At 49.7% G+C, this 25,940-nt stretch carries 23 protein-coding genes; 11 read left to right on the top strand and 12 right to left on the bottom strand.

Features of this window, described 5'->3' with window-relative positions; genetic code table 11:
- Window positions 1–2 precede the first annotated feature (2 nt).
- Complete coding sequence (locus METH5_RS0104815; RefSeq protein WP_232410950.1) at window positions 3–665, top strand: GDSL-type esterase/lipase family protein; 663 nt, start codon at window positions 3–5, stop codon at window positions 663–665.
- Window positions 666–770: 105 nt separating this feature from the next.
- Here METH5_RS0104815 and METH5_RS0104810 read toward each other — a convergent pair whose 3' ends face one another.
- Entirely contained in the window at window positions 771–2,216 is a 1,446-nt protein-coding gene (locus METH5_RS0104810; protein ID WP_198290680.1) for an AAA domain-containing protein, read from the bottom strand.
- Between the two features lie 17 nt (window positions 2,217–2,233).
- Between METH5_RS0104810 and METH5_RS0104805 the strand changes: the two genes are divergently transcribed.
- On the top strand, window positions 2,234–3,460 hold the full coding sequence (locus tag METH5_RS0104805; RefSeq protein WP_029147443.1) for an IS256 family transposase: 1,227 nt from the start codon (window positions 2,234–2,236) through the stop codon (window positions 3,458–3,460).
- Here the strand turns inward: METH5_RS0104805 and METH5_RS0104800 are convergent, their stop codons facing one another.
- The 3 genes from METH5_RS0104800 to METH5_RS0104790 form a co-directional block, all read right to left on the bottom strand.
- On the bottom strand, window positions 3,461–3,721 hold the full coding sequence (locus METH5_RS0104800; RefSeq protein WP_029147442.1) for a hypothetical protein: 261 nt from the start codon (window positions 3,719–3,721) through the stop codon (window positions 3,461–3,463).
- A gap of 198 nt (window positions 3,722–3,919) precedes the next feature.
- A complete protein-coding gene (gltA, locus tag METH5_RS0104795) occupies window positions 3,920–5,209 on the bottom strand; it encodes a citrate synthase (protein WP_029147441.1) in 1,290 nt (429 codons plus the stop codon).
- 165 nt (window positions 5,210–5,374) lie between these two features.
- Window positions 5,375–6,502, bottom strand: coding sequence for an anhydro-N-acetylmuramic acid kinase (locus METH5_RS0104790; protein WP_029147440.1), 1,128 nt, complete (start codon window positions 6,500–6,502; stop codon window positions 5,375–5,377).
- A 118-nt stretch (window positions 6,503–6,620) separates the two neighbouring features.
- On the opposite strand from METH5_RS0104790, the gene tyrS reads away from it, so the two are divergent.
- Complete coding sequence (tyrS, locus tag METH5_RS0104785) at window positions 6,621–7,859, top strand: tyrosine--tRNA ligase (RefSeq protein WP_029147439.1); 1,239 nt, start codon at window positions 6,621–6,623, stop codon at window positions 7,857–7,859.
- 45 nt (window positions 7,860–7,904) lie between these two features.
- On the opposite strand, the gene METH5_RS0104780 is transcribed toward tyrS, so the two are convergent.
- From METH5_RS0104780 to METH5_RS0104760, 5 genes are read right to left on the bottom strand one after another with little or no spacing between them, the layout of a single operon-like run.
- Window positions 7,905–9,452 (bottom strand): RNA polymerase factor sigma-54, encoded by a 1,548-nt coding sequence (locus METH5_RS0104780; RefSeq protein ID WP_029147438.1) that lies wholly within the window; start codon window positions 9,450–9,452, stop codon window positions 7,905–7,907.
- Between the two features lie 6 nt (window positions 9,453–9,458).
- Window positions 9,459–10,205, bottom strand: a complete 747-nt coding sequence (gene lptB, locus METH5_RS0104775) for an LPS export ABC transporter ATP-binding protein (RefSeq protein WP_029147437.1) — start codon at window positions 10,203–10,205, stop codon at window positions 9,459–9,461.
- Window positions 10,206–10,218: 13 nt separating this feature from the next.
- Window positions 10,219–10,875, bottom strand: a complete 657-nt coding sequence (lptA, locus tag METH5_RS0104770; RefSeq protein ID WP_029147436.1) for a lipopolysaccharide transport periplasmic protein LptA — start codon at window positions 10,873–10,875, stop codon at window positions 10,219–10,221.
- Between the two features lie 15 nt (window positions 10,876–10,890).
- Window positions 10,891–11,523 (bottom strand): LPS export ABC transporter periplasmic protein LptC, encoded by a 633-nt coding sequence (gene lptC / locus METH5_RS0104765; RefSeq protein ID WP_029147435.1) that lies wholly within the window; start codon window positions 11,521–11,523, stop codon window positions 10,891–10,893.
- A 26-nt stretch (window positions 11,524–11,549) separates the two neighbouring features.
- Window positions 11,550–12,551 (bottom strand): SIS domain-containing protein, encoded by a 1,002-nt coding sequence (locus tag METH5_RS0104760; RefSeq protein ID WP_029147434.1) that lies wholly within the window; start codon window positions 12,549–12,551, stop codon window positions 11,550–11,552.
- Window positions 12,552–12,781: 230 nt separating this feature from the next.
- On the opposite strand from METH5_RS0104760, the gene METH5_RS0104755 reads away from it, so the two are divergent.
- Both METH5_RS0104755 and METH5_RS0104750 read left to right on the top strand, forming a co-directional pair.
- Window positions 12,782–14,758 carry a cation:proton antiporter gene (locus tag METH5_RS0104755; protein WP_029147433.1) on the top strand — a complete coding sequence of 659 codons (1,977 nt, stop codon included), beginning with the start codon at window positions 12,782–12,784 and terminating at the stop codon, window positions 14,756–14,758.
- A 74-nt stretch (window positions 14,759–14,832) separates the two neighbouring features.
- On the top strand, window positions 14,833–15,843 hold the full coding sequence (locus METH5_RS0104750; RefSeq protein ID WP_029147432.1) for an FAD-binding oxidoreductase: 1,011 nt from the start codon (window positions 14,833–14,835) through the stop codon (window positions 15,841–15,843).
- A gap of 808 nt (window positions 15,844–16,651) precedes the next feature.
- Here METH5_RS0104750 and moaC read toward each other — a convergent pair.
- Entirely contained in the window at window positions 16,652–17,140 is a 489-nt protein-coding gene (moaC, locus tag METH5_RS0104745; protein WP_029147431.1) for a cyclic pyranopterin monophosphate synthase MoaC, read from the bottom strand.
- 115 nt (window positions 17,141–17,255) lie between these two features.
- Between moaC and METH5_RS0104740 the strand changes: the two genes are divergently transcribed.
- The 6 genes from METH5_RS0104740 to METH5_RS0104715 all read left to right on the top strand — a co-directional run bounded on the left by METH5_RS0104740 (window position 17,256) and on the right by METH5_RS0104715 (window position 23,368).
- Window positions 17,256–18,824 (top strand): M48 family metalloprotease, encoded by a 1,569-nt coding sequence (locus METH5_RS0104740; RefSeq protein ID WP_088177780.1) that lies wholly within the window; start codon window positions 17,256–17,258, stop codon window positions 18,822–18,824.
- A 10-nt stretch (window positions 18,825–18,834) separates the two neighbouring features.
- Window positions 18,835–19,659, top strand: coding sequence for a thiosulfate oxidation carrier complex protein SoxZ (gene soxZ / locus METH5_RS15415; protein WP_081726759.1), 825 nt, complete (start codon window positions 18,835–18,837; stop codon window positions 19,657–19,659).
- A 164-nt stretch (window positions 19,660–19,823) separates the two neighbouring features.
- A complete protein-coding gene (ahpC, locus tag METH5_RS0104730) occupies window positions 19,824–20,387 on the top strand; it encodes an alkyl hydroperoxide reductase subunit C (protein ID WP_029147428.1) in 564 nt (187 codons plus the stop codon).
- Between the two features lie 184 nt (window positions 20,388–20,571).
- Window positions 20,572–22,134: an alkyl hydroperoxide reductase subunit F gene (ahpF, locus tag METH5_RS0104725; protein ID WP_029147427.1), complete on the top strand. Its 1,563-nt coding sequence runs from the start codon at window positions 20,572–20,574 to the stop codon at window positions 22,132–22,134.
- Window positions 22,135–22,268: 134 nt separating this feature from the next.
- Entirely contained in the window at window positions 22,269–22,670 is a 402-nt protein-coding gene (locus tag METH5_RS0104720; RefSeq protein WP_051412859.1) for an MbcA/ParS/Xre antitoxin family protein, read from the top strand.
- On the top strand, window positions 22,670–23,368 hold the full coding sequence (locus METH5_RS0104715) for an RES family NAD+ phosphorylase (protein ID WP_029147425.1): 699 nt from the start codon (window positions 22,670–22,672) through the stop codon (window positions 23,366–23,368). The genes METH5_RS0104720 and METH5_RS0104715 overlap by 1 nt, the downstream gene beginning before the upstream one ends.
- A 216-nt stretch (window positions 23,369–23,584) precedes the next feature.
- Here METH5_RS0104715 and METH5_RS0104710 read toward each other — a convergent pair whose 3' ends face one another.
- Both METH5_RS0104710 and METH5_RS0104705 read right to left on the bottom strand, forming a co-directional pair.
- Window positions 23,585–24,418 carry a hypothetical protein gene (locus METH5_RS0104710; RefSeq protein WP_051412857.1) on the bottom strand — a complete coding sequence of 278 codons (834 nt, stop codon included), beginning with the start codon at window positions 24,416–24,418 and terminating at the stop codon, window positions 23,585–23,587.
- Complete coding sequence (locus METH5_RS0104705; RefSeq protein ID WP_029147423.1) at window positions 24,415–25,938, bottom strand: hypothetical protein; 1,524 nt, start codon at window positions 25,936–25,938, stop codon at window positions 24,415–24,417. Before METH5_RS0104705 ends, METH5_RS0104710 begins: the two co-directional genes overlap by 4 nt.
- Between the last annotated feature and the right edge of the window lie 2 nt (window positions 25,939–25,940).

Below are 25,940 nucleotides of genomic sequence, written 5' to 3'. Positions count from 1 at the left end.
TCATGCGTTTTATGATTGAAAAAAGCCAAGCGGGTGCTTGGCTTTTTTTATGCCGACTGCTGCTTGTCGTCTGCATAGCCGCCTGTAATTGGGGCTGTACCAAGCCTAAAGTAGAGGTACAAGCTATCCCTGCGGGTGTCACTGTGCTCGTGCTGGGGGATAGTATTAGTTATGGTGCAGGTGCTGAGCATGGGACGCAGGATTACCCGACGCTGCTGGCGAGTAAGACAGGCTGGGCGGTCGTCAATGCTGGTATTTCTGGGGATGTTTCCAGTGGCGGTTTATCTCGTTTACCGAGCTTATTAGCGCAGCATAGGCCGCGATTGGTCATTATTGAACTGGGCGGTAATGATTTCTTGCGGCAAATGGCTACAGCGCGTATTGAGGATAACCTGAGAAGCATGGTGCATCTAGTGCAGCAGGCGGATGCCGTTGCGATCTTGATTGCCATGCCAGAAGTGAGTCTGGCAGGGCGGCTGCATGATCACCCGCTCTATGCACGCGTGGCCGAGGAATCCGGCGCTTTGTTAGTGTCCAGCGCGGTGTCTGGAGTTTTGTCGGATGATCGCCTGCGTGCCGATCAAGTGCACCCAAATGCTGAGGGATACAGGCAATTAACTGATGCATTAGTCACACAACTCCGCGGCCTTGGCGTTTTGCGTTAGCGGCGTCGGGGGCATGAGGAACTCTTTGTAGAGATAACCGGGCATTGCCCGGTTTTAGTTTCATGTGATAACTTTGTTGGTTGTAGTCAGACGTCAATTACAATGTTACTCTTGATTTAGGGCTTCTAATTCGTTGAGTTTTTCACATAATTTCTTCATTGGAATTTCAGGATTAAACCACCAGTCTGTAGACCATATTCTATGGATTTTCCACCCTAAGCCCTCAAGAATTAGTTGTCTTAATCTATCTCTGTCTCTTGCGCTTGGCGCAGAGTGATATGTTGCTCCATCGCACTCAATACCTAGCAAAAAACTGCCGGGTTTCTTCTTGTTTTTTACCGCAATATCTATTCGATAACCTGATACGCCAACTTGAGGCACCACATCCCAACCTTTGCTTCTAAGTGCGTTAATTACCGCGACTTCAAAAGGGCTATCAGGCTCTCTTCCTGTAGGAGATGCTTGTTTTGCTAAAACTCTGGTACCGTTTAACGCAAAGTCCAAGTAAGCTTTTAGATCGTTAACCCCCCTAGCATTCGTCCTTGATAAATCAATATCATCAGGCATCAAGCTGCTGAAAACTTTAACTTTATGCCGAGCCCTTGTTGCTGCAACGTTTAACCTTCTATGACCACCTTCTTTGTTCATAGGGCCAAAGTTCATGGATATTTTCCCATTTGCATCTTTTCCAAATGTGATTGAGAAAAAGATAAAGTCTCTTTCATCACCCTGAACATTCTCCAGGTTTTTAATAAAGATTTCTTCTTGGTTACTTTCGCTAATTGCTAAATCAAGAGCACTATTTCTAAGTCTTTTTTCATCTAACAACTTCTCGATTAAGGTTTGTTGTGTTGAGTTAAATGTAATAACTCCGAGAGAGAATTGTTTACCAAGTCCACTAAGATAATGATTTGTTATTTCCTCGACTATCAAGTCTGCTTCATGTCGATTTGTTCTTGATTTACCCAGGTCGTATATACCTTTTGAGTAGACAAACTCAACCGAATTATCAACTTCAACAGGTGATGGAAATGTTGTTAGAGAGTTTTCGTAATATTGATAATTAGAGAAGGATATGAGCCCTTCGTTTCTTGAGCGATAATGCCAACTTAGACGTGATAACGGTAAGCCCACACCTAAGCACTCATCCAGAATACTCTCCATTTCCTGCACCACCTCTTCGTCAACAACCGCATCTGAGTCAGTGGCGCCAAAGAAGTTTGTAGGAGGTAGCTGCTTTGGGTCTCCAACACAAATTAATTGTTTACCCCTGGATATTGCACCAATTGCATCCCATGTCGGAATTTGAGATGCTTCATCAAAAATGACGATATCAAATAGCTGTGAACCTGCCTCTAAGTACTGAGCAACGGACTGAGGTGACATCAGCATGCATGGTTTTAAACGAGGGATTGATGTTGAGGTTGATTTAATCAGGTCGCGAATAGATTTATGCTGGCGTTGTTTCTGAGCTTCTCGGCGCAACAGTGTAATTTCAGCGAGGGTATAAATAATTTTGTGTAAACGGTCATTTTGCAGGAAACTGCGCACGTACTTTTGGAGTAGAAATGACCGTATCAAAACCCCTACCCAACGATCTGATTGATGGATTGTTGGCGAACTATAAAAAGCCCGAAGATTTAATTGGTGAGAATGGCCTGCTCAAGCAGTTAACCAAAGCACTGGTTGAACGTGCCCTTGAAGCAGAGATGGCCGAACACCTTGGCCACGATAAACATGCGCCAGTGAAGAATGCCACTGGCAACACCCGCAACGGTAAAAGCAGCAAGACCCTCAAAGGAGACTTTGGTGAGCTGCCGATTGAAATCCCCCGTGACCGCGCAGGCAGCTTCGAGCCACAACTGATCCCCAAGCATCAAACCCGCTGGTCGGGCTTTGATGAGAAGATTATCTCGCTATACGCCAGAGGCATGACAGTACGTGAGATTCAACAGCACTTGTCAGAGATGTACGGCACAGAGATTTCACCGACGCTGATTTCCAATGTCACTGATGCAGTGATTGATGAGGTTAAGCTGTGGCAATCTCGCCCTCTCGACAGCATTTACCCTATTGTCTATCTGGACTGCATCCATGTCAAAGTCAGAGATACTGGTAGTGTGCGTGCCAAGGCGGTGTATCTCGCCATAGGCGTCAACATGGACGGTCACAAGGAAGTGATGGGCTTATGGATTGCGCAGACTGAAGGCGCCAAGTTCTGGCTGGCGGTCGTGACTGAACTCAAGAACCGTGGCGTACAAGACATCTTCATTGCCTGCGTGGATGGCTTAAAAGGTTTCCCTGAAGCGATCGAGACAGTCTATCCGCAAGCCACGGTGCAGCTTTGCATTGTCCACATGGTGCGCAACAGCCTGAACTATGTGGGCTGGAACAAGCGCAAAGCGGTTGCAGCTGACCTGAAGACGATTTACAGCGCTGCCACACTGGCTGAGGCTGAAAGGGCGCTGATGGACTTTGAGCATCAGTGGAGTGAGGCTTACCCCTTAATTGCCAAATCCTGGCGCAGCAACTGGCAGCGCATCATTCCGTTCTTTGACTATCCGCCTGAAATCAGGCGCGTGATTTACACCACCAACGCCATTGAGTCTGTGAATATGAGTTTGCGGAAAGTCACCAAGAATCGTGGCTCGTTTCCGAATGATGAGTCGTTGATTAAATTGTTCTACCTAGCATTACAAAACGCTAGCAAAAAGTGGTCTATGCCACTGAGAGATTGGAAACCTGCGCTAAACAGGTTTACCATACAGTTCGAGGACAGAGTGCCTAGTCAGTAATCAACCGCCGTTTACACAAAATTCAGGACACCCTCGTATCTCACCTGCCGCAAACTTTTCAAATTTGAATCTTTGGCCCTCTATAAATCCCGGATTTGAACCGATAGATAACTCCAAGTGTTTTATATCTATATCAGAAGTATTTTCTAGCCTGATGTAATGAATAATTGGCACCTTGTTTTGAGTGCCCACATAGTTAACTATTTTGGCAACATCTACTGATAATTGAATAAAATCTAATGCGCTTGTATTGTTAGACATTTTTAAATTGCCAAAATTGGTTTTTATAAGTGGTAAGTTAAATTATCGCTGACAAACTCAACAAATCAAAACAGGTAATTAAATGTGATATTTTTTCTGACTCTTAATGGATATTGAACTCAACTTGTTGAGGAGTTGCTGTCATAAAAAGAAAAACGCCGGTATCTCCGGCGTTTTTTATTGGGTAATACAGTGCTGTTAGCGCTGATGCAGCGGTACAAATTCTCGGCGCTCTGAGCCAACATACAATTGGCGTGGGCGGCCAATTTTTTGCTCAGGGTCGGTGTTCATTTCGCTCCATTGTGAAATCCAGCCTGCAGTGCGTGCCAGTGCAAAAATGGCGGTAAACATCGAGTTGGGGATGCCCATTGCACGCATGACAATGCCGCTATAGAAGTCGACATTTGGATACAGTTTGCGTGAAACGAAATATTCATCTTCCAGTGCGATTTTTTCCAGCTCCATGGCCAGTTTAAACATCGGGTCATCATGCAGTCCGAGTTCGTTCAGCACTTCGTGGCAGGTTTTGCGCATGATGGAGGCGCGTGGGTCCATGTTGCGGTAAACGCGGTGGCCAAAACCCATCAGGCGGAAGCTGTCGGTTTTGTCTTTGGCGCGTTTGATAAATTCACCAATACGGCTGACATCGCCAATTTCTTCCAGCATATTGAGCGTTGCCTCATTGGCGCCGCCGTGGGATGGCCCCCATAACGATGCGATACCCGCTGCAATACAGGCAAACGGGTTGGCGCCGCTAGAGCCAACCAGGCGCACGGTAGAGGTGGAGGCGTTTTGCTCGTGATCTGCGTGCAGAAGCAAAATGCGCTCAAACGCGCGTGCCAAAATCGGGTTGGGCACGTATTCTTCACAGGGCGTTGCGAACATCATGTGCATAAAGTTTTCGGCGTAACCCAAGGTGTTTTTGGGGTACATGAATGGTTCACCTACATTGTACTTATAGCTCCAGGCGGCAATCGTCGGCACCTTGGCTAGCAGGCGTATGGCAGCTACTTTGCGTGACTCAGGGTCTGCGACGTTGTTGTTGTCAGGATAAAACGCAGCCATGGCCCCCACGACTGCGATCATGACCGCCATCGGGTGGGCGTCACGACGAAAGCCGCGAAACACGTTGCTCATTTGGTCATGTAGCATGGTGTGCTGGCGAATGGTGCCGACAAACTCTTCACGCTGTTGCAGGGTTGGCAGCTCGCCATTGAGCAGCAAATGTGAGACTTCCAGAAAGTCACAATTTTCAGCCAGTTGCTCAATCGGGTAACCGCGATAGTACAGCAGGCCTTGTTCGCCATCAATAAAGGTAATGCCTGAGGTACAGGCGGCGGTGGACATAAAGCCGGGGTCAAAGGTGAAGTAGCCATGTTTGCCCAGGTTGCGGATGTCGATGACATCCGTGCCTAAACTGCCCTTTAAAACTGGCAGGTCAATTGCCGTGCTGTCGTTGTCAAATGTAATGGTCGCTTTGGTAGCCATAACGTACTCTGTTTAAGTCAAGGTTGTATAAATTATACGCAAAGGTGTTTGAATATGGGGGCTTGTGCGGCAATGAGCCAGCAAAAGTTAAAAAATCGTGTTTAATCCTGCACCAGTTTAAATCAAACGTTCAGTGCATTCGCACCGCTTTAGTGTCTCTGTGTGTTAATGGGGATAAATCGCGCCTAACACACGCGGGCCTGCCGCGCCGGTGACCGCTGGCATGTTGCCCGGCAGGTGATCCACACAGCGTTGCGCCAGCCAGGCGAAGGCAACCGCCTCCACCCAGTCTACGCCTATGCCCAGGGCGTCTGTGCGTTGTACAGGCAACCCACATAGGGTTTGCAATCTGTCGATTAACGCCAGGTTATGCGCACCGCCACCACACACATACAGTTCTTGGGCACCGCGGCAGTGTTGCTGCAATGCTTGTGCAATGCTTACAGCGCTGAGCTCCAGTAGCGTGCGTGCGACATTTTGCGGTGTGTCAGTGTTAGCTTGCAGATGCAAGTTGAGCCAGGCCTGATTAAACAGGTCACGGCCAGTGCTTTTGGGTGTTGGCAGCGCAAAGTAAGGGGCAGCCAGCATTGCGTGAAGTAACGCCTGATTGACACTGCCACCCGCTGCCCACTGCCCGCCTGCATCATATGTGTTACCTGTGTGCTGCAGCGTCCAGGCGTCCATCAGCAGGTTGCCGGGGCCAGAGTCAAAACCAATCACCTGGCCATTAATGGGCAAATCACTCAGGTTGGCAATGCCGCCGATATTAATCATGACACGGTGTGTATCTGGCGCAGAAAAAACGGCCTGATGAAAGGCTGGCACCAGTGGCGCACCTTGGCCACCAGCGGCAATATCGCGACTACGAAAGTCGCCCACCACGGTGATGCCTGTGCGCTCGGCCAGGCGCGCGTGGTTGCCCAGTTGCAGGGTATATGCCTGTCCATTAGGGAGGTCAGGGCAGTGGCGTATGGTTTGCCCGTGGCAGCCAATGGCGCTTACTGCGCTGGCTGATAATCTGGCGTCTGTCAGCAAGCCTTGCACGGCCTCTGCATACAAGTCAGCGAGCCGGTTAGACACAATGGCGGCAGTATGTAATTCATGCTGTGCGGGGGTGTGTAAATCGAGCAACAATTGCCGGATATCAGCCGGGTAAGGCAGGAAGTATTGGCCTTGTTGTGCCAGGTGTTCACCTTGTTGTGTCACCACTACTGCATCTACGCCGTCTAGACTCGTGCCAGACATCAGGCCGATAAACAGGCGTGCTTGGGGGGGCGTAGCAGAAAAATTCATAAGGCATAAGTGTAACACTGCTCATGCTCGGCTTACAGAAATGCATGGGATTACGTTAAAATAGCGGTTTTACTTTGATGACAAAGTACGCCGCGGCGTAGCTTTAAAAAGAGCCTTTATGACAGACGTAACCCAACCTTCAACCGCTGCTGAAGCTTTGAACCCAGCCATTGCAAATGCACTGGCCATTATCAAGCGTGGTGCCGATGAGCTGTTGATCGAGCAAGAGCTGATTGAAAAGCTGAAAACCGGCAAACCGCTGCGCGTTAAAGCGGGCTTTGACCCAACTGCGCCAGACTTGCACCTGGGCCACACTGTGCTGATTAATAAATTGCGCCAGTTGCAGGATCTGGGTCACCAGATTTTGTTTCTGATTGGTGACTTTACCGGCATGATTGGTGATCCGACCGGTAAGAGTACGACGCGCCCGCCGTTAACGGTTGAGCAGGTGAAAGCCAATGCCGACACTTACTCCGAGCAGGTGTTTAAGATTTTAGACCCGGCCAAAACCGAGATTGTGTTTAACTCGGCATGGTTAAGTGACCTGGGGGCGGCCGGTATGATCAAGTTAGCTGCCAGCCATACAGTGGCGCGCATGCTGGAGCGTGATGACTTCTCCAAGCGCTTTAAAGGCAACCAGCCGATTGCAATTCACGAGTTCTTGTATCCCTTGTTGCAAGGCTATGATTCAGTGGCATTGCGGGCAGATTTGGAATTGGGCGGCACCGACCAGAAATTTAACCTGCTAATGGGCCGTGAGCTGCAAAAACAGGCTGGGCAGTCACAACAATGTGTGTTGATGATGCCGTTGCTGGAGGGCCTGGATGGCGTGAATAAAATGTCCAAGTCGCTGGGTAACTATATTGGTATTAGCGAGGCGCCCGAGACTATTTTTGCCAAAATCATGTCTATTTCTGATGCATTGATGTGGCGTTATATTGATTTGTTGTCGTTCGCTTCATTAGATACTGTTGCCCAGTGGAAAGCGCAAGTGGCGGGGGGTGAAAACCCGCGCGATATCAAAGTCGGGTTTGCGCAAGAAATCGTGGCCCGCTTTCACGGCCAGGCCGCGGCTGAAAAAGCCTGGCAAGATTTTCAAACCCGCGCCAAAGGCGGTATTCCTGATGATGTGCCACAGGTAGAGGTGACGATTGAGGGTGACAGTATTGGCATCAGCCAATTGCTGAAACAGGCTGGCTTGGTAGAAAGCACTAGTGAAGCCATGCGCGCTGTGCAGCAGGGCGGGGTAAAGCTGGATAGCGTGAAGGTGGATGATAAAAATCTGCCAGTGGCAAAAGGCGTGACCGTGGTCGCCCAGGTGGGTAAGCGCAAGTTTGCTAAAATCACAATTAAATAACAAACTCGTAACCAACAAAAAGGCCGCAGATGCGGCCTTTTTGTTTTACAGCGACTTGCGTAAATTTGCGGGCGGAATACTCAGCGACTCGCGATATTTTGCAATGGTGCGGCGGGCGACCACAATGCCTTGTTGCGCCAGCGTATCGGTAATTTGGTTATCCGATAATGGTTTTTTCTGATTTTCTTCGGCCACCATTTGCTTGATTAAGGCGCGAATAGCGGTCGCTGAGCAGGAGCCGCCAGCATCGGTTGCGACTGAGCTACCAAAAAAGTATTTAAGCTCCAGCACCCCGCGCGGTGTGAGCATATACTTATGCGTCGTCACGCGTGAAATGGTGCTTTCGTGCAAGTCTAGCTCTTCGGCAATTTCACGTAATACCAAGGGGCGCATGGCAATTTCGCCATGCTCAAAAAAGTTGCGTTGACGGTCTACAATCGCTTGCGATACACGCAAGATCGTAGAAAAACGCTGCTGGATATTTTTAATCATCCATTTGGCTTCTTGCATCTGGCTTTGCAGATATTGGCCGGAACTATCGCGGTTGCGCTTAAGGATGTCCGCATACAATTGATTGATCCGCAGCTTGGGGATCACGCCATCATTGAGTGACGCCATCCAGATGCCTTTGATTTTTTTGACTACCACATCGTGCTGGATAAAGTGGTCATGACTAAAGGTAGCGAATTCGTTGCCAGGCTTGGGGTTCTGCTGGCGGATGAGTTGTTGCGCACCTTTAAGGGCGGTTTCATCGCAACTGAGCAGTTTGCGCAGTTTGACAAAGTCTTTGTTGGCCAGCAGCGCTAAGTGATCTTTGGCAATCGCCATAGCGATGCGCAAATAAGGCGTGTCTGCTGGGAGCGCTTGTAATTGCAGGCGCAGGCATTCGCACAGGTCGCGCGCGCCAACCCCAATCGGATCCAGGTTCTGGATCAATTTAAGGGCGGTTTCCAGCTCTAACAACTCAACTTCCAGCTCTGGGGGCAGCAGGTCGACAATTTCTTGTAAGTCCTGTTCCAGGTAACCATTATCATTAATACCGTCGAGTAAAAACTTCACCAGGTCCATGTCACGTTTGGACAAATGCGCCAGTTGTATCTGGTTCATCAAGTGTTCGCGCAAGCTGGTATTGCTGGCATCCTGACGCGAAAAATCACCGTCTTCATCGTCCATATTGTTGCGACCGGCTTCGTCCCAATTGCTGGTGCTGCCAAACTCCTCGTAGTCGTCTTCAAACTCGGGCGGTGAAAATTCTTCATTCAGATTGGCTTGTTCGCCTTCGTTGCCGCCAAGTTGGTCGTGCAACTCTTCGCGCAAGGTTTCTGCGGGTGCGGTGATTTCCGCCTGTGTGGCAACATCAAACGAGCTTGCATCAGGTAGCTCTTGCTCGGCCGCGGCGGTCGCGGTAGGGCTATTGTCTTCAAACTCGCCTTCTTCACCGTCGGCCATTTCCAGCAGCGGATTTTCCTGCAGGATGGTTTCCAGCTCTTGGCTCAACTCAAGTGTTGAGAGCTGCAACAGGCGGATAGACTGTTGCAGCTGCGGGGTGAGCGCCAGGTTTTGCGAAATACGTAGTTGCAGATTTTGCTTCATAACGGGTTACAGCCTAAAATTCTTGCCCAGATACACTTCACGTACGCCTTCGTTTTGAATGATTTCGTCGGGCGTGCCCGCGGCAAACACGGCGCCTTCATTCACGATATAAGCCCGGTCACAAATATCCAGGGTTTCGCGTACGTTGTGGTCTGTAATTAAAATACCGATATTCTGGCTGCTCAGGTAGCGGATAATTTTTTGAATCTCAATCACCGCAATCGGGTCAATCCCGGCAAACGGCTCATCCAGCAAAATGAATTTTGGGTCGGTCGCCAGGCAACGGGCGATTTCGACGCGGCGACGTTCACCGCCGGACAAACTCACTGCCTGACTATTGCGAATATGCTGGATATGCAACTGATCCAGCAAGGACTCCAGCCGCGCTTCACGCTCTTCTTCTGTATGGGGGCGGGTTTCGAGAATGGACAAAATGTTGTCAGTGACCGTCATTTTGCGAAAAATAGAGGCTTCTTGTGGCAGATAGGCCAAGCCCATGCGTGCGCGCTCATGCATGGGTGCGTGGCTCACGTCTGCCCCGTTGAGCGTAATGCTGCCATCATCCAGCGCGACTAAGCCCACAATCATATAAAAGCTGGTGGTTTTGCCGGCGCCATTTGGGCCCAGTAAGCCAATCACTTCGCCGCTGCGCAGCTCAAGCGTGGTGTTTTTAACCACGGTGCGCCCCTGATAGGCTTTTTTCAGGTGGCTAACACGCAAATGGTTCTGATCTGGTGAAACGGATGTCTGCATAAGGCCGGTGTCTTTAAGGTTGCGCTTTCGCGGGCTCGCTGCTGGTGTCGTTAGGCGCCGGTTCTACTTTAATTTGCAGAGAACGGTTCATGCGCAGCCCTTGCTGTGTTGTTGGTTTGTTATCAATCACCGGCGGTGTGGTTTTATTTTTTGGCTGAATGGTCGCTTTTACACGACTGCCAGCGGTGCCGTTGGGATTGGCTTTGGTGCCGCCAATGACTTCGGCATATTCTGCATTGGCGTCATAGCTAATGTAGTCGCCAGTGACCAGATCTTCGCCACGTTTGACCCATGCGTTAGTATAGAGTTGTACTTTGTCCATGCGGGCATTGTATTCAATGCGCTGGCCACTGCCTTGCATCCATTCGTTTTTGCCGGTGCGTTTTTGCTTGAAGGTGGTCGGGTTGCCAGTACACGTACTGTGCTGAAAGCCATCCTGATCTTCACGCACAATCATTTTGTCTGCTTTAATTTGCAGTGAGCCTTGGTTGAGAATCACATTGCCGGTGTAAATGCTGATTTTTTTGGCATCGTTCACCGTCACCGTGTCTGCTTCCAGCTCTATTGGCTGGTCGCGGTCGGACTCTTCAGCCAGCGCGCTGCTTGACCACTGTAATAGCGCCAGTAAGGTCAAGCAGGTGGCATAAAATAATGGCTTGTGCGTGTTCAACTCATTTCTCCAGAATCAACGACCCTTGTGATTGCCTGCTTTGGCAGGCGCTGCCGGGCTTGCAGCTTTGGTGACGACAGGTGCGCGTACATAATGTACGTGTACCCGGTTAAATAATTGCATGGTGCCCGCCTTGTTATCAAAACGCATGCCGGTGCCGGTAATCACGGTGGCCGGTTGTTGGCGGATGGTGACCGGCAAGTCGGTATGGGCAACGTCTGTATCCGGCTCCAGCATCAAACGCTCGGTTTGTAACTGCATTTCACCCTTGACTGCCGTCGCCTGGCGGACCACTTTTACCTGTTTACTAAACTCGACCAGTTTACCATTGGCAGATACTTTGCCATGCTGGCCATAAATTTGTGTGTATGGTTTTCCCTGGCCAAACTGTGTGAAGCGCGGGCGTTGTAATTCGGTGTAGTCATTATCTGGAAAATGGCGCATTTCTGCCGCCGCCAGCACATATTTGGTATTGCCTGTGGCATCGGTACGCGTGCTGACAAAGTTGTATAGCATGTAGTCAGGGTCGTGACGATTCAGCCGGCCCAAGCTCAAGCCCTGCTCCTGTACCGTCTGGTTGATCCAAAACGTTAGCAGCGCTAAAAATAACATTAACGCAATCGGCAATAAAATCGGGTGTTTAAGCATGCGAGAGTTCCAGTGCACCGGCGAGCCTAAACCACTTTTGCCTTGAGTAAGTCATGCATATTAAATGCGCCCACCAATTGCTGTTGTTCGTTCACTGCCATAAACCCGTTAATTTTATATTGCTCCATCATGTTGACTGCTTCAACCGCCATTTGTTGCGTGCCCAACAAGCGCGGCTGTTTGTTCATGACAGTGTGAATAGCCGTTTGCGCGTTGGTGTCGCCTTGCATAAACAGGCGGCGCAAATCGCCATCAGTGAAAATGCCCACCGGATGTTGCTCATTATCGACGATCGCCGTAAAGCCCATGCCTTTACTTGAAATTTGTGCAATCGCTTCCTGCACGGTGGCCTGCTCGCCGATACATGGGATGGCATCCCCTGTGCGCATGACATCTTTAATTCTGACCAGCAATCGCCTACCCAGGTTGCCGCCCGGGTGAGACCGGGCAAAGTCTTCAGCGGTAAATTCACGCGAATCGAGTACGCACAATGCTAACGCATCCCCCAGCGCCAGTGCGGCGGTAGTGCTGGCGGTAGGCGCCAACCCCAGCGGGCAGGCTTCGTGGCTCACGGCCGCACTCAAATGCACTTCAGATTCGCGCGACAACGTAGAGTCGTCACTGCCGGTAATGCTTAAAATGCGCGCACCGATGCGGCGAATGGCCGGTAAAATATTGATGATTTCATCGCTCTCACCAGAGTTAGAGAGTGCAATGACGACATCTTCAGCGGTAATCATGCCCAGGTCACCATGGCTTGCTTCTGCTGGATGCATGAAAAAAGCCGGGGTGCCGGTACTGGCCAGCGTGGCGGCAATTTTGCCGCCGATATGGCCGGATTTACCCATGCCGGTGACGACGACACGGCCACGGCAAGCGAGAATCATGCTGACGGCGGCCTCAAACTGGCTGCCAATACGGTCTGCCAACTGGCGGATTTCATCTGCCTCGTGTAATAGGATGCCTCGTGCACGCGTCACGATGTCTGGACTTTTCACGAGGTGGACACCTGATTTTGCTGTGTTCATGGCGGGTTAGTATAGCAAGTGACGCCCCCGGCAAGAAAGTAAAACGCATCTTTTTTGCGGATTTTTTATTAACGGGCACATTTTTTGCATAAAAGAGTGTTTTGTGGCAGGATGCATCATCCTGAAACACAAGTGTTTTAGAATATATCACTGACTATTCGTCATAATAGATTGTTTGCTGGCCGACATGCATCTGTTCGGTCTGACATTAATGCTTTTAGAATTTTTGCATGTTTGATTCCCTGATCCATTTATTATTACTGTTAACCAGCTCGGTGTTTGCCGTCGGCTTATTCCGTATCCTGGGTTTGCCAGCCATGCTGGCTTACTTCATGATCGGCATTGTGCTCGGCCCGCACGCGCTAGGCTTGCTCGAAGATGAAGAAACTGGCCGCCAGGTGGCCGAGTTCGGCATTGTGTTTTTGATGTTTAGTATCGGGCTTGAATTCAGCCTGCCCAAGCTCTATGCCATGCGCAAAACCCTGTTTGGGTTAGGTGGTGGCCAGGTGGTGCTGACCTTGCTGGCCAGCTTGGTCCTCGGCAAAATGGCCGGGCTTAGCCTGACTTCAGCCTTTATTATTGGTGCCGCAATCACCATGTCGTCGACCGCCATTGTGTCCAAAATCCTTATGGAACGGGTCGATTTAAATTCCAGGCACGGCCGTTTGAGTATCGGTGTCTTGTTATTTCAAGACCTGGCGGTGATCCCTATTCTGGTGCTGATTCAAACACTGGGATCGCACAGCGATAACTGGATGGATGTGTTGGGCCTGACCTTGTTCAAGTCTTCAATTCTGCTGTTTTTACTGTTCAAATTTGGTAAGAATATCCTCAACTTCTGGTTTGAGCTGGTGGCCAAACAACGCTCGCGTGAACTGTTTGTGCTGAATGTATTAATGGTGACATTGCTGATGGCCGCTGCCACCAACTTTGTTGGCTTATCCTATGCCCTGGGCGCGTTTGTAGCGGGCATGCTGATTTCTGAAACCAAGTACCGCTACCAGGTAGAGTCTGATATTGCGCCTTTCCGCGATATTTTGCTGGGGCTGTTTTTTATCAGTGTCGGTATGTTGCTCAACGTGTCGGTGCTTGTTGAGCATATTGGGCTCATTATTTTGCTGCTGATTTTGTTCCTGGTTTTCAAGATCGGCCTGATCGCACTATTAACCAAGTTCTACGGCTTTGAAATGGGCGTCGGTGTGCGTACCGGCATTATTTTAGGGCAGGCCGGTGAGTTTAGCTTTGTGGTGCTGGCGCTCGGTTTGCAAACTAACCTGATTGATGGCGACTCCTTGCAACTGGTGTTGTCTGTTGCCGTATTATCCATGCTCGTTGCGCCGTTTATTATTCAAAAAAATGGGCGTATTGCGCGTGCACTGGTCAAAAGTTACAGCCGCAACAGCATCAAGGTGGTGGATACCATCCAAGAGCATAGCCAGGACCTGCGTGACCATGTGATTATTTGCGGCTATGGCCGTAGCGGCCAATATCTGGGGCGTTTTTTGCGCGAAGAAAATATCCCGTATGTCGCACTCGATATGGATGCCAGCCGCGTGCAAGAGGCGGCCTCTGCCGGTGAAAACGTGATTTACGGCGATGCCGGACGGCGCTCGGTGCTGGAAGCCGCTGGCTTGGCGAGGGCCAAAGCAGTCATCATCAGTTATGCTGAAACACGCGGCACCATGAAAGTGTTGCATGTGATTCAAGAGCTTAATCCTAGTTTGCCAGTGATTGTGCGTACGCATGATGACAGTGAAATGGATGCACTGAGAGACGCCGGTGCGGCCGAAGTGGTGCCAGAAATCCTGGAAGGGAGTCTGATGCTGGCGTCCCATGCATTGGTGACCTTGGGTGTTCCGCTTAACCGCGTGGTTAAGCGCATTCGTTTGTTCCGTGAAGAGCGTTACAAAATGTTCAAGGGTTACTTCCGCGGCGTGAGTGATGCTGATACCGCGACCGCCTCGTTACCGCAGTTGCACTCGGTCGAAGTGTATAAAAACTTTTATGCACACGGCTTGCGCATTGACCATATCCCGTTTGGTGATTTTGCGGTGGAGGTCAAGCAATTGCGTCGCCCGAATATGCCTGAGCCCATCGCGCCCCGCGATGACATCATGCTGAATGAGGGCGATATTCTGGTGTTGCTGGGCAGTAATGCCGCCCTGATTGCGATGGAAGTTTATTTGATTTCCGGACGCAAACCGTAAGACAATACCCTCTCATGACCTGACTGGCTAAGTATCAGCCGGTCAGGTTTTTCAGCGTCTTTCAAAAGAGTTTTATGGCTAACAGTTCAGTGGTGGTGGTCGGAGGCGGCATCGTCGGATGCCTGACTGCGATGCAATTGCGCAAGCAAGGCCATGCGGTCACGCTGGTTGAGCGCAACATCATTGCCGCACAAACCTCTGGCGAGTCATCTTGGGCGGGTGCGGGCATTGCGTTCCCTTTATTGCCATGGTTTTACCAGGATGTCGTCAATGAGTTGGCGCTGGCGGGTGCGCGTGCCTACCCAGCCGTGAGTGCCGAGCTATTTGCCGAAACCGGCATAGATCCAGAGTGCACCCGTAGCGGCATGCTGATTCAAGCGCCGTTTGACCAGCCACAAGCAGTCACATGGTGTACGCGTTTTGGCCTGGAGTATGCGTTGCAGGGCGACGACTTGTTGATTCCCGAAGTGGTGCAAGTCCGCAATCCGCGCTTGCTGCAATCACTCAAAGCCTGGTTGATTAAACATGGTGTCAGCTTGCGCGAGCAAACCCAACTTATACCGCTGCAAGAAAGCAGCGCGCCTATCACCAGCTGGCAAACCACTACTGGCGATACCTTGTCTGCCGATGCATTTGTAGTGACTTCGGGTGCCTGGAGTTTTGAGCTACTCAAGCAAACCACCTCAACGCTAGACATCAAGCCCATGCGTGGGCAAATGTTGCTCTATCAAATGACGCCTGGCCTGTTGCCGCATATTGTGTATCGGGATGGTTTTTACATGCTGCAACGGCGAGATGGCCATTTGCTGGCTGGTAGCAGCTTAGAGGATGTCGGTTTTGATACTGGTGTGACGGACAGCATGCGGCAGGAAATGCTACAAAAAGCGGAGGCTATTTTACCGGCCTTGCGCGGACAGCCGATTATCAAACACTGGAGTGGTTTGCGTCCAGGCACACCACATAATATCCCCACCATTGGGCGGCATGCTCAGATTGAGAATTTGTACTTGAATACCGGGCATTTTCGCTATGGCGTCACCATGGCGCCAGAGTGCGCGCGGCGGATTGCGGCGTTGTTGGATTAAGTTGGGAAGGTTATTCTTTTTGCTTCTCGGCCATATTCACTGCTGATGCGCCATTCCGGCGTAGGCCGGAATCTAGGCCTGGTGAGATTGCAATCAAAGGTTGCTCTTTAGTTGGGATGTTGTTTTTCGATTTTTCAGTCTTAGGGTGGGTATTGATGCCCACGCGGTTGAGATTTTTTGGGATGTTGCTTTTCGCCTTTTCGGCGAGTTACTTTTCTTTGCTTGCACAAAGAACAAGTAACCAAAAGAAATGCACCCCAGCTTCCGCTTGATTCCTGCGTTGCTCGCCAAAGTGGGCGTCCATCGAAACTCGCCCTAGCGGCTTGCACACTGCGCAAGCCACCGCGGAGCTCAAACAGCCGATGGCCGAAAACTCCCACTTCGCCTGCGCTACTCGGCGCGGCAGATGGGGACCCCGAAAACCCGTGAGCGCAACAGCTCGGTGGATTTAACAAAAAAATCTGGTTTTTCAACCGTCCAAACTGTGGTGGTGCTACTTAGATGAGAATAATCCCATCCCATCCCATCACGCTGAGTAGCGGAGACAAAATAAGAGTAGAGGGAGCGACTGTCTGAGCTCCGCAACAAGCCACGAAGTGTGTGGCTTGTCAGGGCGAGTTTCGTGACCGGCTTATTTTGTTGAGCAACGCAAGGGAGCCGCAGGCCGTGATGGCTGGGTGCCCTCTTCTTTGGTTACTTTTTTGGGGCAAGCAAAAAAAGTAACTCGCCATCAAGGCGAAAAAGAATGCCTCAGAAGACAATCGCTGTTTAAAAAGCTATCACTTCGTATTAGACAACTTTGCGTGGTTTAGTCAGCTACCCAATCCCCACTATTCCCACCATGCTTCTCCAGCACTCTAACGCCTTGTATCGTCATGCCTCTATCAATTGCCTTGCACATATCGTAAATCGTCAGCAAACCAACCTGCACCGCGGTGAGTGCTTCCATTTCAACGCCCGTCTGGCCTGTCGTCTCGCATTGCACTCGGCAACTGATGCTGTGCTGCGTTTCGTCTGCCATAAAACTGACATCGACCCGGCTTAGGCTGAGCGGATGGCAGAGTGGAATCAAATCACTGGTTTTTTTACTGGCCTGAATGGCGGCGATGCGGGCGATGCCGAGCACGTCACCTTTTTTGGCGTTGCCTTGCAGAATGGTCTGTAAAGTGGCCGCTTGCATCTGAATATGGCCTTCGGCAATGGCAATGCGTTTGCTATGCGCTTTGTCACCGATATCGACCATGTGCGCATGGCCTTGGGCATTAAAGTGAGTGAGTCCTGAGGTTTGTTTGGTCATGGCGTTGGCTAGGATGAAAAAGGGTGAACTCATGCGATGAAGTCGTTATCATAACAAGTTTGGGTGCTTGGCACAGGCTTCTGATCGGTGCCCTACCATTTCAAACGCTGGAATCATGGCTTTAAAACACATTACACATGCTTATCAACAGAGTAGCCGGCGCTGGGTGCGCGGCTTGCTGCTGTGCGGCTTGTTGTTGGTGCCGGGCGCGACGTTGCTGGCAAATTACTCTACCGGCGTGTTTTCTGGCAAGCCTTATGAGCCGGATGATCTTGACCTGCATTTGCCGTCAGATTCATCTAACCAATTACCTGAGCTGGGGGATGCATCACAAACGGTGTTGTCATTGCGCGATGAAGAAAAAATTGCGCACCAGATTCTCAAGCAGGTAGCGACCAGCGAGGATGTGCTCGATGACGCCGAAGTGACGGATTACTTGCAGGCGTTAGGCTCGCGCTTGGGTGAAAGCAGCCCGGACCGGCAACAAAAGTTTTATTTTTTTGTGGTGCAGGATAAAACCATAAACGCATTCGCCATGCCTGGCGGCGTGATTGGCGTGCATACCGGTTTGTTTATGGCGGCCAATAGTGAGTCGGAGCTGGCCAGTGTGCTGGGGCACGAAATCGGCCACGTTACTCAGCATCATTTGGCGCGTATGCTGGCGTCACAAAAGTACGATATGTTTAAAAATATCGCCGCGACTGCATTGGCGTTATTGATTGCGCGTTCTAACCCGCAAGTGGGGATGGGCGCCATGACGGCCGCGTCTGCAGCTGGTATTCAAAAGCAGCTTGATTACACCCGTGAGCACGAGCGCGAGGCAGACCGGGTTGGCCTGACCATTTTGCAGGACGCCGGGTTTGATGTGCGCGCCATGCCCGCTTTTTTTACCACCATGCAGCGGGCGACACGCTTTTCTGATGGTGGCAGCATGCCCAGCTATTTGCGTACGCACCCGCTCACCAGTGAACGCATCGCCGATATTGGTAACCGGGTGCAAAACCTGCCTTACAAGCAGGCAAGTGAAGGCCTGACTTTTTTTATGATGCGGGCAAAAATTCGTGCTTTTCAGGGCGCGCCGCAGCAAATGGTCGAGGAGTTTCAGAATAATATTAATGAAGGCCGCTACCAGAACGAACAAGCGGAGCACTATGGTTTGGCTTATGCCTGGCTGCGTGCGAATCAGGCTAAAAATGCGCAGCTTGAGGTAGATTGGCTGGTGCAACATGGCATGGCCAACCCTTATCTGGTGACCTTAAAAGCGGTGACCCTGGCCAAGCTGGGGCAAGTGGCGCAGGCACAGGCGCAATTTATGCAGGGCTTGCAGCAGTACCCCAAGCATAGAATGTTGGCACAAGGTGAGGCTGAGTCATTAATACGCGCTAATCAATGGCCGCAAGCGGTGACGTTTATCCAAAAGCAACTGGAAAACTTTCCTGACGACCCCAAGCTATATGACTGGCTGGCAGCGGCGTATCAGGGGCAGGGCAAGCAGATGTTGCGGCACCAGGCTTTGGGTGAGAGCTATGTGCGCAAATATGATTTGCCACGTGCGATTGACCAGCTTGAAATTGCCAGCAAAGCCAAAGATGGCGATTTTTATTTGCAATCGAAAGTCGAGGCACGGCTGAAAACGCTTAGGCAGCAACTCAAACTTGAGCAAGGCGATGATAAAAACGGATGACAGGGGCCATATGCAAACATCAGCAGCGTTGCAACGACGTGCGTGGTTAAAAGCTGGCTTGGCGTTAGCCGCCATGCCATTTTGGTTGTTGGCACGCAAAGTGGAAGCGGCTGCCTGGTTTGCGCAGGCATTTGAGGCCAAACAAACCACACAGGTGATGGCGGCACTGAAAGCCACGGCTGTGCCTGTGTCACCTGATTTGCAGATTGATGCGCCACAAAAAGCTGAAAATGGCGCGGTGGTGCAGGTTGAACTGACGAGTAAGCAGGCAGTGGGTAGTGTCAGCAGTTTGCGTTTGCTGGCAGATGCTAACCCGACGCCGTTGATTGCCAGTTTTGAGTTGGGCAAGCAAGTGCTGCCCAAGCTGGTGACGCGCATTAAACTGGCGCAGTCGGGTGAGGTGATTGCCCTGGCGCAGCAGGCGAGCGGGCAGTTTCAGCAACAGCGCCGCCAAGTGATTGTGCTGGAGGATGGCTGTGCTGGCAGTGAGCGTGAAGAGCCGTTTGCGAGCAGCATGAAGATGCGCGCGCGCTTATTGGACGATGAGCTGCTTGGTAAGCAGATTACCGAGCTCAAAATCATTATTCTGCACCCGATGCGCACGGGACGTAGCAAAAACGACGATGGCCAGTTACTGCCTGCGCATTTTATGCAGCTGATGCAGGTGGTGCTCAATGGGCAAGTGATTGTCGATGCGCAAACCGGCACCGGTATTTCGCGTAACCCTTACTTTACCTTTTATCTTAAAGAGGCCAAGGTGGGTGATGTGATTGCGGTAAACTGGCAGGATAACCTGGGCTTTGAAGGTCATGGCCAGGTCACTGTGTCGACCTGAATATTTTGTTGATAAATTAAATTTATCAACAAAATTAAAATAATCAATTTTACATATTGTATATGTATGCTTAGAATGCATCCATTGGCTGTTGATTAGCAGCAAATTTTTTAATAAACCCTGTTTAATGCAGCACTATTTTAAACATCATAAAGGAGAACTACATGTCATTGATTAACACGCAAGTACAACCATTCAAGGCGCAAGCATTCCACAACGGTAAATTTATCGAAGTGACTGAAGAGTCTTTAAAAGGCAAATGGTCTGTGTTGATTTTTATGCCAGCAGCGTTCACTTTCAACTGCCCAACAGAAGTTGAAGATGCGGCTGACAACTACGCAGAGTTCCAGAAGGCTGGTGCTGAAGTGTACATCGTGACCACCGATACCCACTTCTCCCACAAGGTTTGGCACGAGACTTCACCAGCGGTAGGTAAAGCAAAATTCCCACTGGTTGGCGACCCAACTCACCAATTGACACGTGCGTTTGACGTGCATATTGAAGAAGAAGGTTTGGCATTGCGCGGTACATTCGTGATTAACGCAGAAGGCGTGATCAAAACGGCTGAAGTACACAGCAACGAAATTGCCCGCGATGTGAAAGAAACCTTGCGTAAGCTGAAGGCAGCACAATACACCGCTGCTCACCCTGGTCAGGTTTGCCCAGCTAAATGGAACGACGGTGCTGCAACATTGACACCATCATTGGACTTGGTCGGTAAGATCTAAGTCTAGTGTTTTGAGCAAAGCCCTGCTTGCGCAGGGCGCTCAGGTAAACTCACTAGGTGTTTTTTACCTAAAGGTGGTTTTACCTGAGCGAGCTTCCCCCACTGTTTTTTGATTGCCATCCGTGATGGCCACGGCGGACTGTTGCCGCAAGCTTTAGTCAATGCGTGAATTTGGAGAATAAAAAATGTTAGACGATACCTTAAAGACACAACTGCAAACCTACCTGGGCATGCTGCGTCAGCCTATCCGTCTGATTGCGTCCCTCGATGACAGCGCTAATGCAAGCAATATGCGTGAGTTGCTGCAAGAAATTGCTGCTTTGTCAGACAAAGTGAGCCTGGATGAAGCTGGCAACGATGCGCGTAAACCTTCATTCGTGATCGCCAAAGAAGGCGAAACACACGGTGTGCGTTTTGCGGCGATTCCATTAGGCCATGAATTCACTTCGCTGGTGTTGGCTTTGTTGTGGACGGGCGGCCATCCACCAAAAGTAGAGCAGGATGTGCTCGACCAGATTAAAGCGCTGGACAGCGATTTGAACTTTGAAGTGTATATGAGCTTGTCTTGCCATAACTGCCCGGACGTGGTGCAGGCAACCACATTGATGACGGTGTTTAACCCACGCATCAATGTGACAGTGATTGATGGCGGCTTGTATCAGGACGAAGTCAATGCGCGCAATATTATGGCGGTGCCTGCGACCTTTTTAAATGGTGAAATGTTTGCGTCTGGCCGTATGCTGGTCGAGGAAATTCTGGCCAAGGTCGATACTGGCGCCGTGGCTAAAGACGCCGAAAAGCTTAATGCCAAAGAGGCGTTTGATGTGCTGGTGGTGGGCGGTGGCCCGGCGGGTGCATCGGCGGCGATTTATGCGGCGCGTAAAGGCATTCGTACCGGCATCGTGGCCGATCGTTTCGGTGGTCAGGTCAACGACACGCTGGCGATTGAAAACTTTATTTCTGTCAAAGAAACCGAAGGCCCAAAACTGGTGGCGGCACTCGAAGAGCATGTTAAGTCTTACGACGTGGATATTATGCCTCTGCAACGTGCAGTTGGTTTGAGCGAGCCACAAAAAGACAACAAGCATGCCGGTTTGATTGAAGTGAAGCTGGAAAGTGGTGCGATTTTGCGCAGCAAATCTGTGATTTTGGCCACTGGCGCGCGTTGGAGAAATTTAAACGTGCCTGGTGAAGAGCAATACAAAAACAAAGGCGTGGCTTACTGCCCACACTGCGATGGCCCGTTATTTAAAGGCAAGCACGTGGCGGTGATTGGCGGTGGCAACTCTGGCGTAGAAGCCGCGATTGACCTGGCGGGTGTGGTGGGTCATGTGACGCTGTTGCAGTTTGACACCGAGTTAAAAGCGGATGCCGTGCTGCAACGCAAGCTGCGCTCATTGCAAAATGTCACTATTTTAACCAGTGCACAAACCAGTGAAATCACTGGCGATGGCACACGCGTCAATGGCCTGACTTATATTGACCGCGTGAGTGGCGAGAGCAAGCATGTCGCGTTAGAAGGTGTATTTATCCAGATTGGCCTGGTGCCTAACAGTGACTGGTTGAAAGGCAGCTTAAACCTGAGCAAATATGGTGAAATTGAGATTAATAACCACAATGCCACCTCATTGCCAGGCGTGTTTGCGGCTGGGGATGTCACCACCATCCCTTACAAGCAAATTGTCATTGCGATGGGTGAAGGTTCAAATGCAGCGCTTGGTGCGTTTGATTACCTGATTCGTCAGTAGTTTTGTCGTCATTAAACAAGCGGCCACCAGCAGGTGGCCGTTTTTTCTTGTGATCATCAAACTTGCGTGAAATGAATTTTTATGTAATATTTATAACATAATTTGTGTGAATTGATATTTTTTTGGAGGTGAATATGACTGCTTTGCGCGCTACCATACCCCAGCAAGCGCTTGAGGTTGACCGCAGCAAGATTACGCCCATGTTGTTAACCCTGTTCGATTTGTGGCAATTGAACAGTGAGGAAAAGTTGGCTGCCTTGGGTTTGTCGCTTGAAAACCGTGCAGCGCTGACACGCTATAAAAAAGGCGAGGCAATCTCGGCCAGCCGCGACATGTTAGATAGGGCCGGTAATTTGTTGGCCATACACAAGGCGTTACGCTTACTTTTTCCACAAAATCCTGAACTCGCTTATGGCTGGATGAAAACCAGAAATAAGGCTTTTCATGGGCAAACGCCGATTGAAACCATCGTTGAGTTGGGTTTTCCTGGCTTGCTTTACGTGCGCAGCTATCTTGACCGGGCGCGTGGGCAGTAATGCAAGATCTGTTTAGTGCACTCACATTGGCTGATATACATCAGCCCCTGATCAGAAATATCGTGTCGTTACGGGTCTCACAAGATTTATTTGATGATCTGAGTGATGACCCCGAGGCATGGCGTTCAGCACAAGCCTTAGAAATGCACACTAAACCTGGCCTGTACCAGTCTACACAGCCGGTGATTGACCGCCCTTTTGAGCAGGCGGAGTGGGAGAATGCCATTGCTTACCCATTTAAGCATACCTCGGTCAGCCGTTATTCTGATGGTGGCTTCGGTGTTTGGTACGGTGCGGATACGATAGAAACCAGCGTTTACGAAACGGTGCATCACTGGAAGAACCGCTTGCTAGATGATGCCGGATATACGCAGGCAGGGATTGTGATGGAACGTAAAGTCTATCAGGTGCAGTGCGATGGATTATTAATAGATTTGCGGCCCATGATCGCAAATCACCCAGCCATTACACATGCATCAGACTATACGCTGACCCATCAAATTGGGAGCAAATTGTATAGAGAGGGTCATCCAGGATTAGTCACTGCTTCTGCGCGGGTAGCAAACGGAGAGGTGTATGCGTTATTCAATGCCAAAGTATTAAGTCATCCTGCGATGGTTTGTCATTTGACGTATACCACGACAGAAGCTGGTGTTGATGTGGAACGTGAGGTCGGTGTTAACTTTATGCAACTGTAAGGCAAACAATGATGTGTTTCTCTATTTATCAAGCAAGGTTGTAAAAAAGCATAACCCAGTTTAGGTACTAAAGTCAGGACACCCTCCAGGACACCCTCATTTATCAATGTACTCTGATCAAGTAACTTTTCGCCCAATCAACTTAAGGTTTGCAGAAGGCGTTTTCCGCGGCATAGAAAAATACCCAATAAACAATATTGGGTATTTTTAGTGAGCTTAACTTACAGGGCTTAATAAGGCTGGAGCCCCGAAGTCCATCAGTTTGGCTTTTGAGCGATCAAACCACTCTTCCCAAAAATTTTTCAATGAACCCATGACTTGAGGTGAACGGTATACCTTCGCAGATTGAACATCTTCGGAAAGCAAACCGGCGCCAATGACAAATACATCTGCCCCACCAAAGTCACCAAACGCGCCATTTTTCGTGACTATTTCAAGCTCCTTTTTAGGATCAATCAAACGGACAGCCTGCTTGGCGTAGAAACTTGATAATGAAGAGTTTTCAAGCATGTCTGATGCGAGCAGTACAATCTTACGATCAGCAGTAGATTTCTTTACTCGAGCGGAGATATCTTTCAAACTGGTTAAGACATCTGATTTGTCTATCGTGTTGGTACTATCCCCGAAAGCGGCTTTCAAACCACCTCCGATTGCTTGCCCGGCTAACTTGAGCTGACTTTTACTACACTGATCAAACTTAGCAAGCACGGGTTTTGAAACGTCATTTCGTTCGGCTTGACTCAACTCAGCATCTAACACAATATTGACCACAACATCAGTGTAATGCCCTTTTGTGAAGGCCGAAAACTTGGTCACTGAAAGAGCGTTACCAGGCTGCAGAAATGGTTTTATGTTGTTTGCGATAGATTGTTTCAATTCGCTATCAAAAACAGTTGTTTGATCAATGATAATGAACAACTCCGTACCCACTTTAGCGCCATTCGGCGCTTTTAGTTTGTCAGAATAACAACTCTGAACAGCATTCTGAGTACCCGCAAAAGTTGTTACCGACATGCTTATCAGTAAAAACGCAAACAAATTTCTCATCATAACAAACCATCCAACTCTTCATTCATCTTTGCTGCCTTTGCTTGCTGAGCGTCTTTCGCTTGCTTCAGCGCATGCATTACCTCAGCTTTGAGGGATTCTGGCAACGTGTTTATGTAGGCCTTTTTATCCTCTTTGGACTCCAGAGCATTGATCTGCGACATAGCCGAATCTAAACTCAATGGCTGATCATCACCTTCAACCTTAGACTCAACTCTCGGTGATGGGGCAGGCTGTCGGGATGAGTGTTTCTGGCTTAATTGATGCTCGCGATCTTTCGCTTGAGCTTCTCTTTCATCCTGCATGAACTGCCTGAAAGTATGCTTGCCAGCTTGAATATTGCTCGTACCCTCACGTGAGATGTATTCCATCACTCTTTGCTGAAGCTCTTCGAGTTTGGATTGAGCAACATCAGCAACATGGTTGTAATAATGCAAAATTTCTTCATATGACCCAAACTTGCCACTACCGATAGCACGATAAGCCTGATTACTATTTTGGCCAGCAAACCCCCATTTAAAGCCAAAGAATACGCCTAATGCCTGCAATCCAGCGAAGATGAAAGCCAAAATAATAAATGTACCCCAGCCCCCTTTCAGATCATTACTAGCATTATCGTTTACAGCTTTAAATTGAGCTTGATTATCAGAAGCTTGGTCTGCAGCAGGCAGCTGGATATCAGACATATCCAAACCATCAGAACCACCCGCGTTAGATTCGATACTAGACTTTTGAGCGACCGTCTCTTCTGCGACCATTTTTTCGAGAACTTGACCACGAACATATGTTGCACCAATCGCAATCACAGCGACAAAAATGGCCGTACCAATAGACATCTTATAGCTAGCGATACTGCTGCCGATACGATTGATCCTACGGGTATAGTCTGGGTAGTCTTGGTCAACATTCTGAGGTTTAGACAGCGGCACCGTTGCGGACTTAAGCTCACGCTCGCGACCTGCTTGTTGCCACTCTGAACGGGCTTCATTAATCTTTGAGTTTCTATAAAGCTCTTGACCCGCATAGTGGGTCAGGAAAATCAATAAACCAGAGATAAGGAAGGCAATACCATATGCACCGTATTGTTGTACGTTCTCGCTGGCACCGGGAATGGTGAAGCCAGCCAATACATAACTGAAACCCATCGCCTCAACGAATACCATCAGTATGATTAAAGGCCAAAGACTACCAGGCATCAAGCCTCTACCGTTATCGCCAGCTAAAACCAGATACTCAACCTTTTCATTGTAATCATGCTCGCTAATCACTCTGACGAACTGCTTGTATTCCATACAGAGCGCGCGCTCTGATTTCAACCAGTTCTCGTGGCCGTATGCTCTATTGGTATCTTTGCTATACCTAGCGATTTTCCCGATGAGGGGGAAGCTCATCCATGTGTTCATCCACCACCACTTTACTTTCTCCCACATGGTAGCAATGACAACAAGCGCGGCTAATACGCCGACAATCGACCACGCCAACACAGGCGCAGTTTCGAATAATGATTTGATTGCGTCTAACATTC

Source organism: Methylophilus sp. 5 (assembly GCF_000515275.1).
In the GTDB taxonomy this organism is placed as follows: domain Bacteria; phylum Pseudomonadota; class Gammaproteobacteria; order Burkholderiales; family Methylophilaceae; genus Methylophilus.
Note: the sequence above shows the minus strand (reverse complement) of the source record. Positions and strands in the feature narration are given on the sequence as shown.

Coding starts and splice junctions, on each gene's coding strand:
- METH5_RS0104780 (WP_029147438.1), bottom strand. CDS start 9,452: ATGAAGCAAAATCTGCAACTACGTATTTCGCAAAACCTGGCGCTCACC.
- moaC (WP_029147431.1), bottom strand. CDS start 17,140: ATGACCAAACAAACCTCAGGACTCACTCACTTTAATGCCCAAGGCCAT.
- METH5_RS0104760 (WP_029147434.1), bottom strand. CDS start 12,551: ATGAACACAGCAAAATCAGGTGTCCACCTCGTGAAAAGTCCAGACATC.
- METH5_RS0104740 (WP_088177780.1), top strand. CDS start 17,256: ATGGCTTTAAAACACATTACACATGCTTATCAACAGAGTAGCCGGCGC.
- tyrS (WP_029147439.1), top strand. CDS start 6,621: ATGACAGACGTAACCCAACCTTCAACCGCTGCTGAAGCTTTGAACCCA.
- lptC (WP_029147435.1), bottom strand. CDS start 11,523: ATGCTTAAACACCCGATTTTATTGCCGATTGCGTTAATGTTATTTTTA.
- METH5_RS0104815 (WP_232410950.1), top strand. CDS start 3: ATGCGTTTTATGATTGAAAAAAGCCAAGCGGGTGCTTGGCTTTTTTTA.
- METH5_RS0104720 (WP_051412859.1), top strand. CDS start 22,269: ATGACTGCTTTGCGCGCTACCATACCCCAGCAAGCGCTTGAGGTTGAC.
- METH5_RS0104710 (WP_051412857.1), bottom strand. CDS start 24,418: ATGATGAGAAATTTGTTTGCGTTTTTACTGATAAGCATGTCGGTAACA.
- lptB (WP_029147437.1), bottom strand. CDS start 10,205: ATGCAGACATCCGTTTCACCAGATCAGAACCATTTGCGTGTTAGCCAC.
- METH5_RS0104705 (WP_029147423.1), bottom strand. CDS start 25,938: ATGTTAGACGCAATCAAATCATTATTCGAAACTGCGCCTGTGTTGGCG.
- METH5_RS0104800 (WP_029147442.1), bottom strand. CDS start 3,721: ATGTCTAACAATACAAGCGCATTAGATTTTATTCAATTATCAGTAGAT.
- gltA (WP_029147441.1), bottom strand. CDS start 5,209: ATGGCTACCAAAGCGACCATTACATTTGACAACGACAGCACGGCAATT.
- ahpF (WP_029147427.1), top strand. CDS start 20,572: ATGTTAGACGATACCTTAAAGACACAACTGCAAACCTACCTGGGCATG.
- ahpC (WP_029147428.1), top strand. CDS start 19,824: ATGTCATTGATTAACACGCAAGTACAACCATTCAAGGCGCAAGCATTC.
- METH5_RS0104715 (WP_029147425.1), top strand. CDS start 22,670: ATGCAAGATCTGTTTAGTGCACTCACATTGGCTGATATACATCAGCCC.
- METH5_RS0104805 (WP_029147443.1), top strand. CDS start 2,234: ATGACCGTATCAAAACCCCTACCCAACGATCTGATTGATGGATTGTTG.
- soxZ (WP_081726759.1), top strand. CDS start 18,835: ATGCAAACATCAGCAGCGTTGCAACGACGTGCGTGGTTAAAAGCTGGC.
- METH5_RS0104790 (WP_029147440.1), bottom strand. CDS start 6,502: ATGAATTTTTCTGCTACGCCCCCCCAAGCACGCCTGTTTATCGGCCTG.
- METH5_RS0104750 (WP_029147432.1), top strand. CDS start 14,833: ATGGCTAACAGTTCAGTGGTGGTGGTCGGAGGCGGCATCGTCGGATGC.
- METH5_RS0104755 (WP_029147433.1), top strand. CDS start 12,782: ATGTTTGATTCCCTGATCCATTTATTATTACTGTTAACCAGCTCGGTG.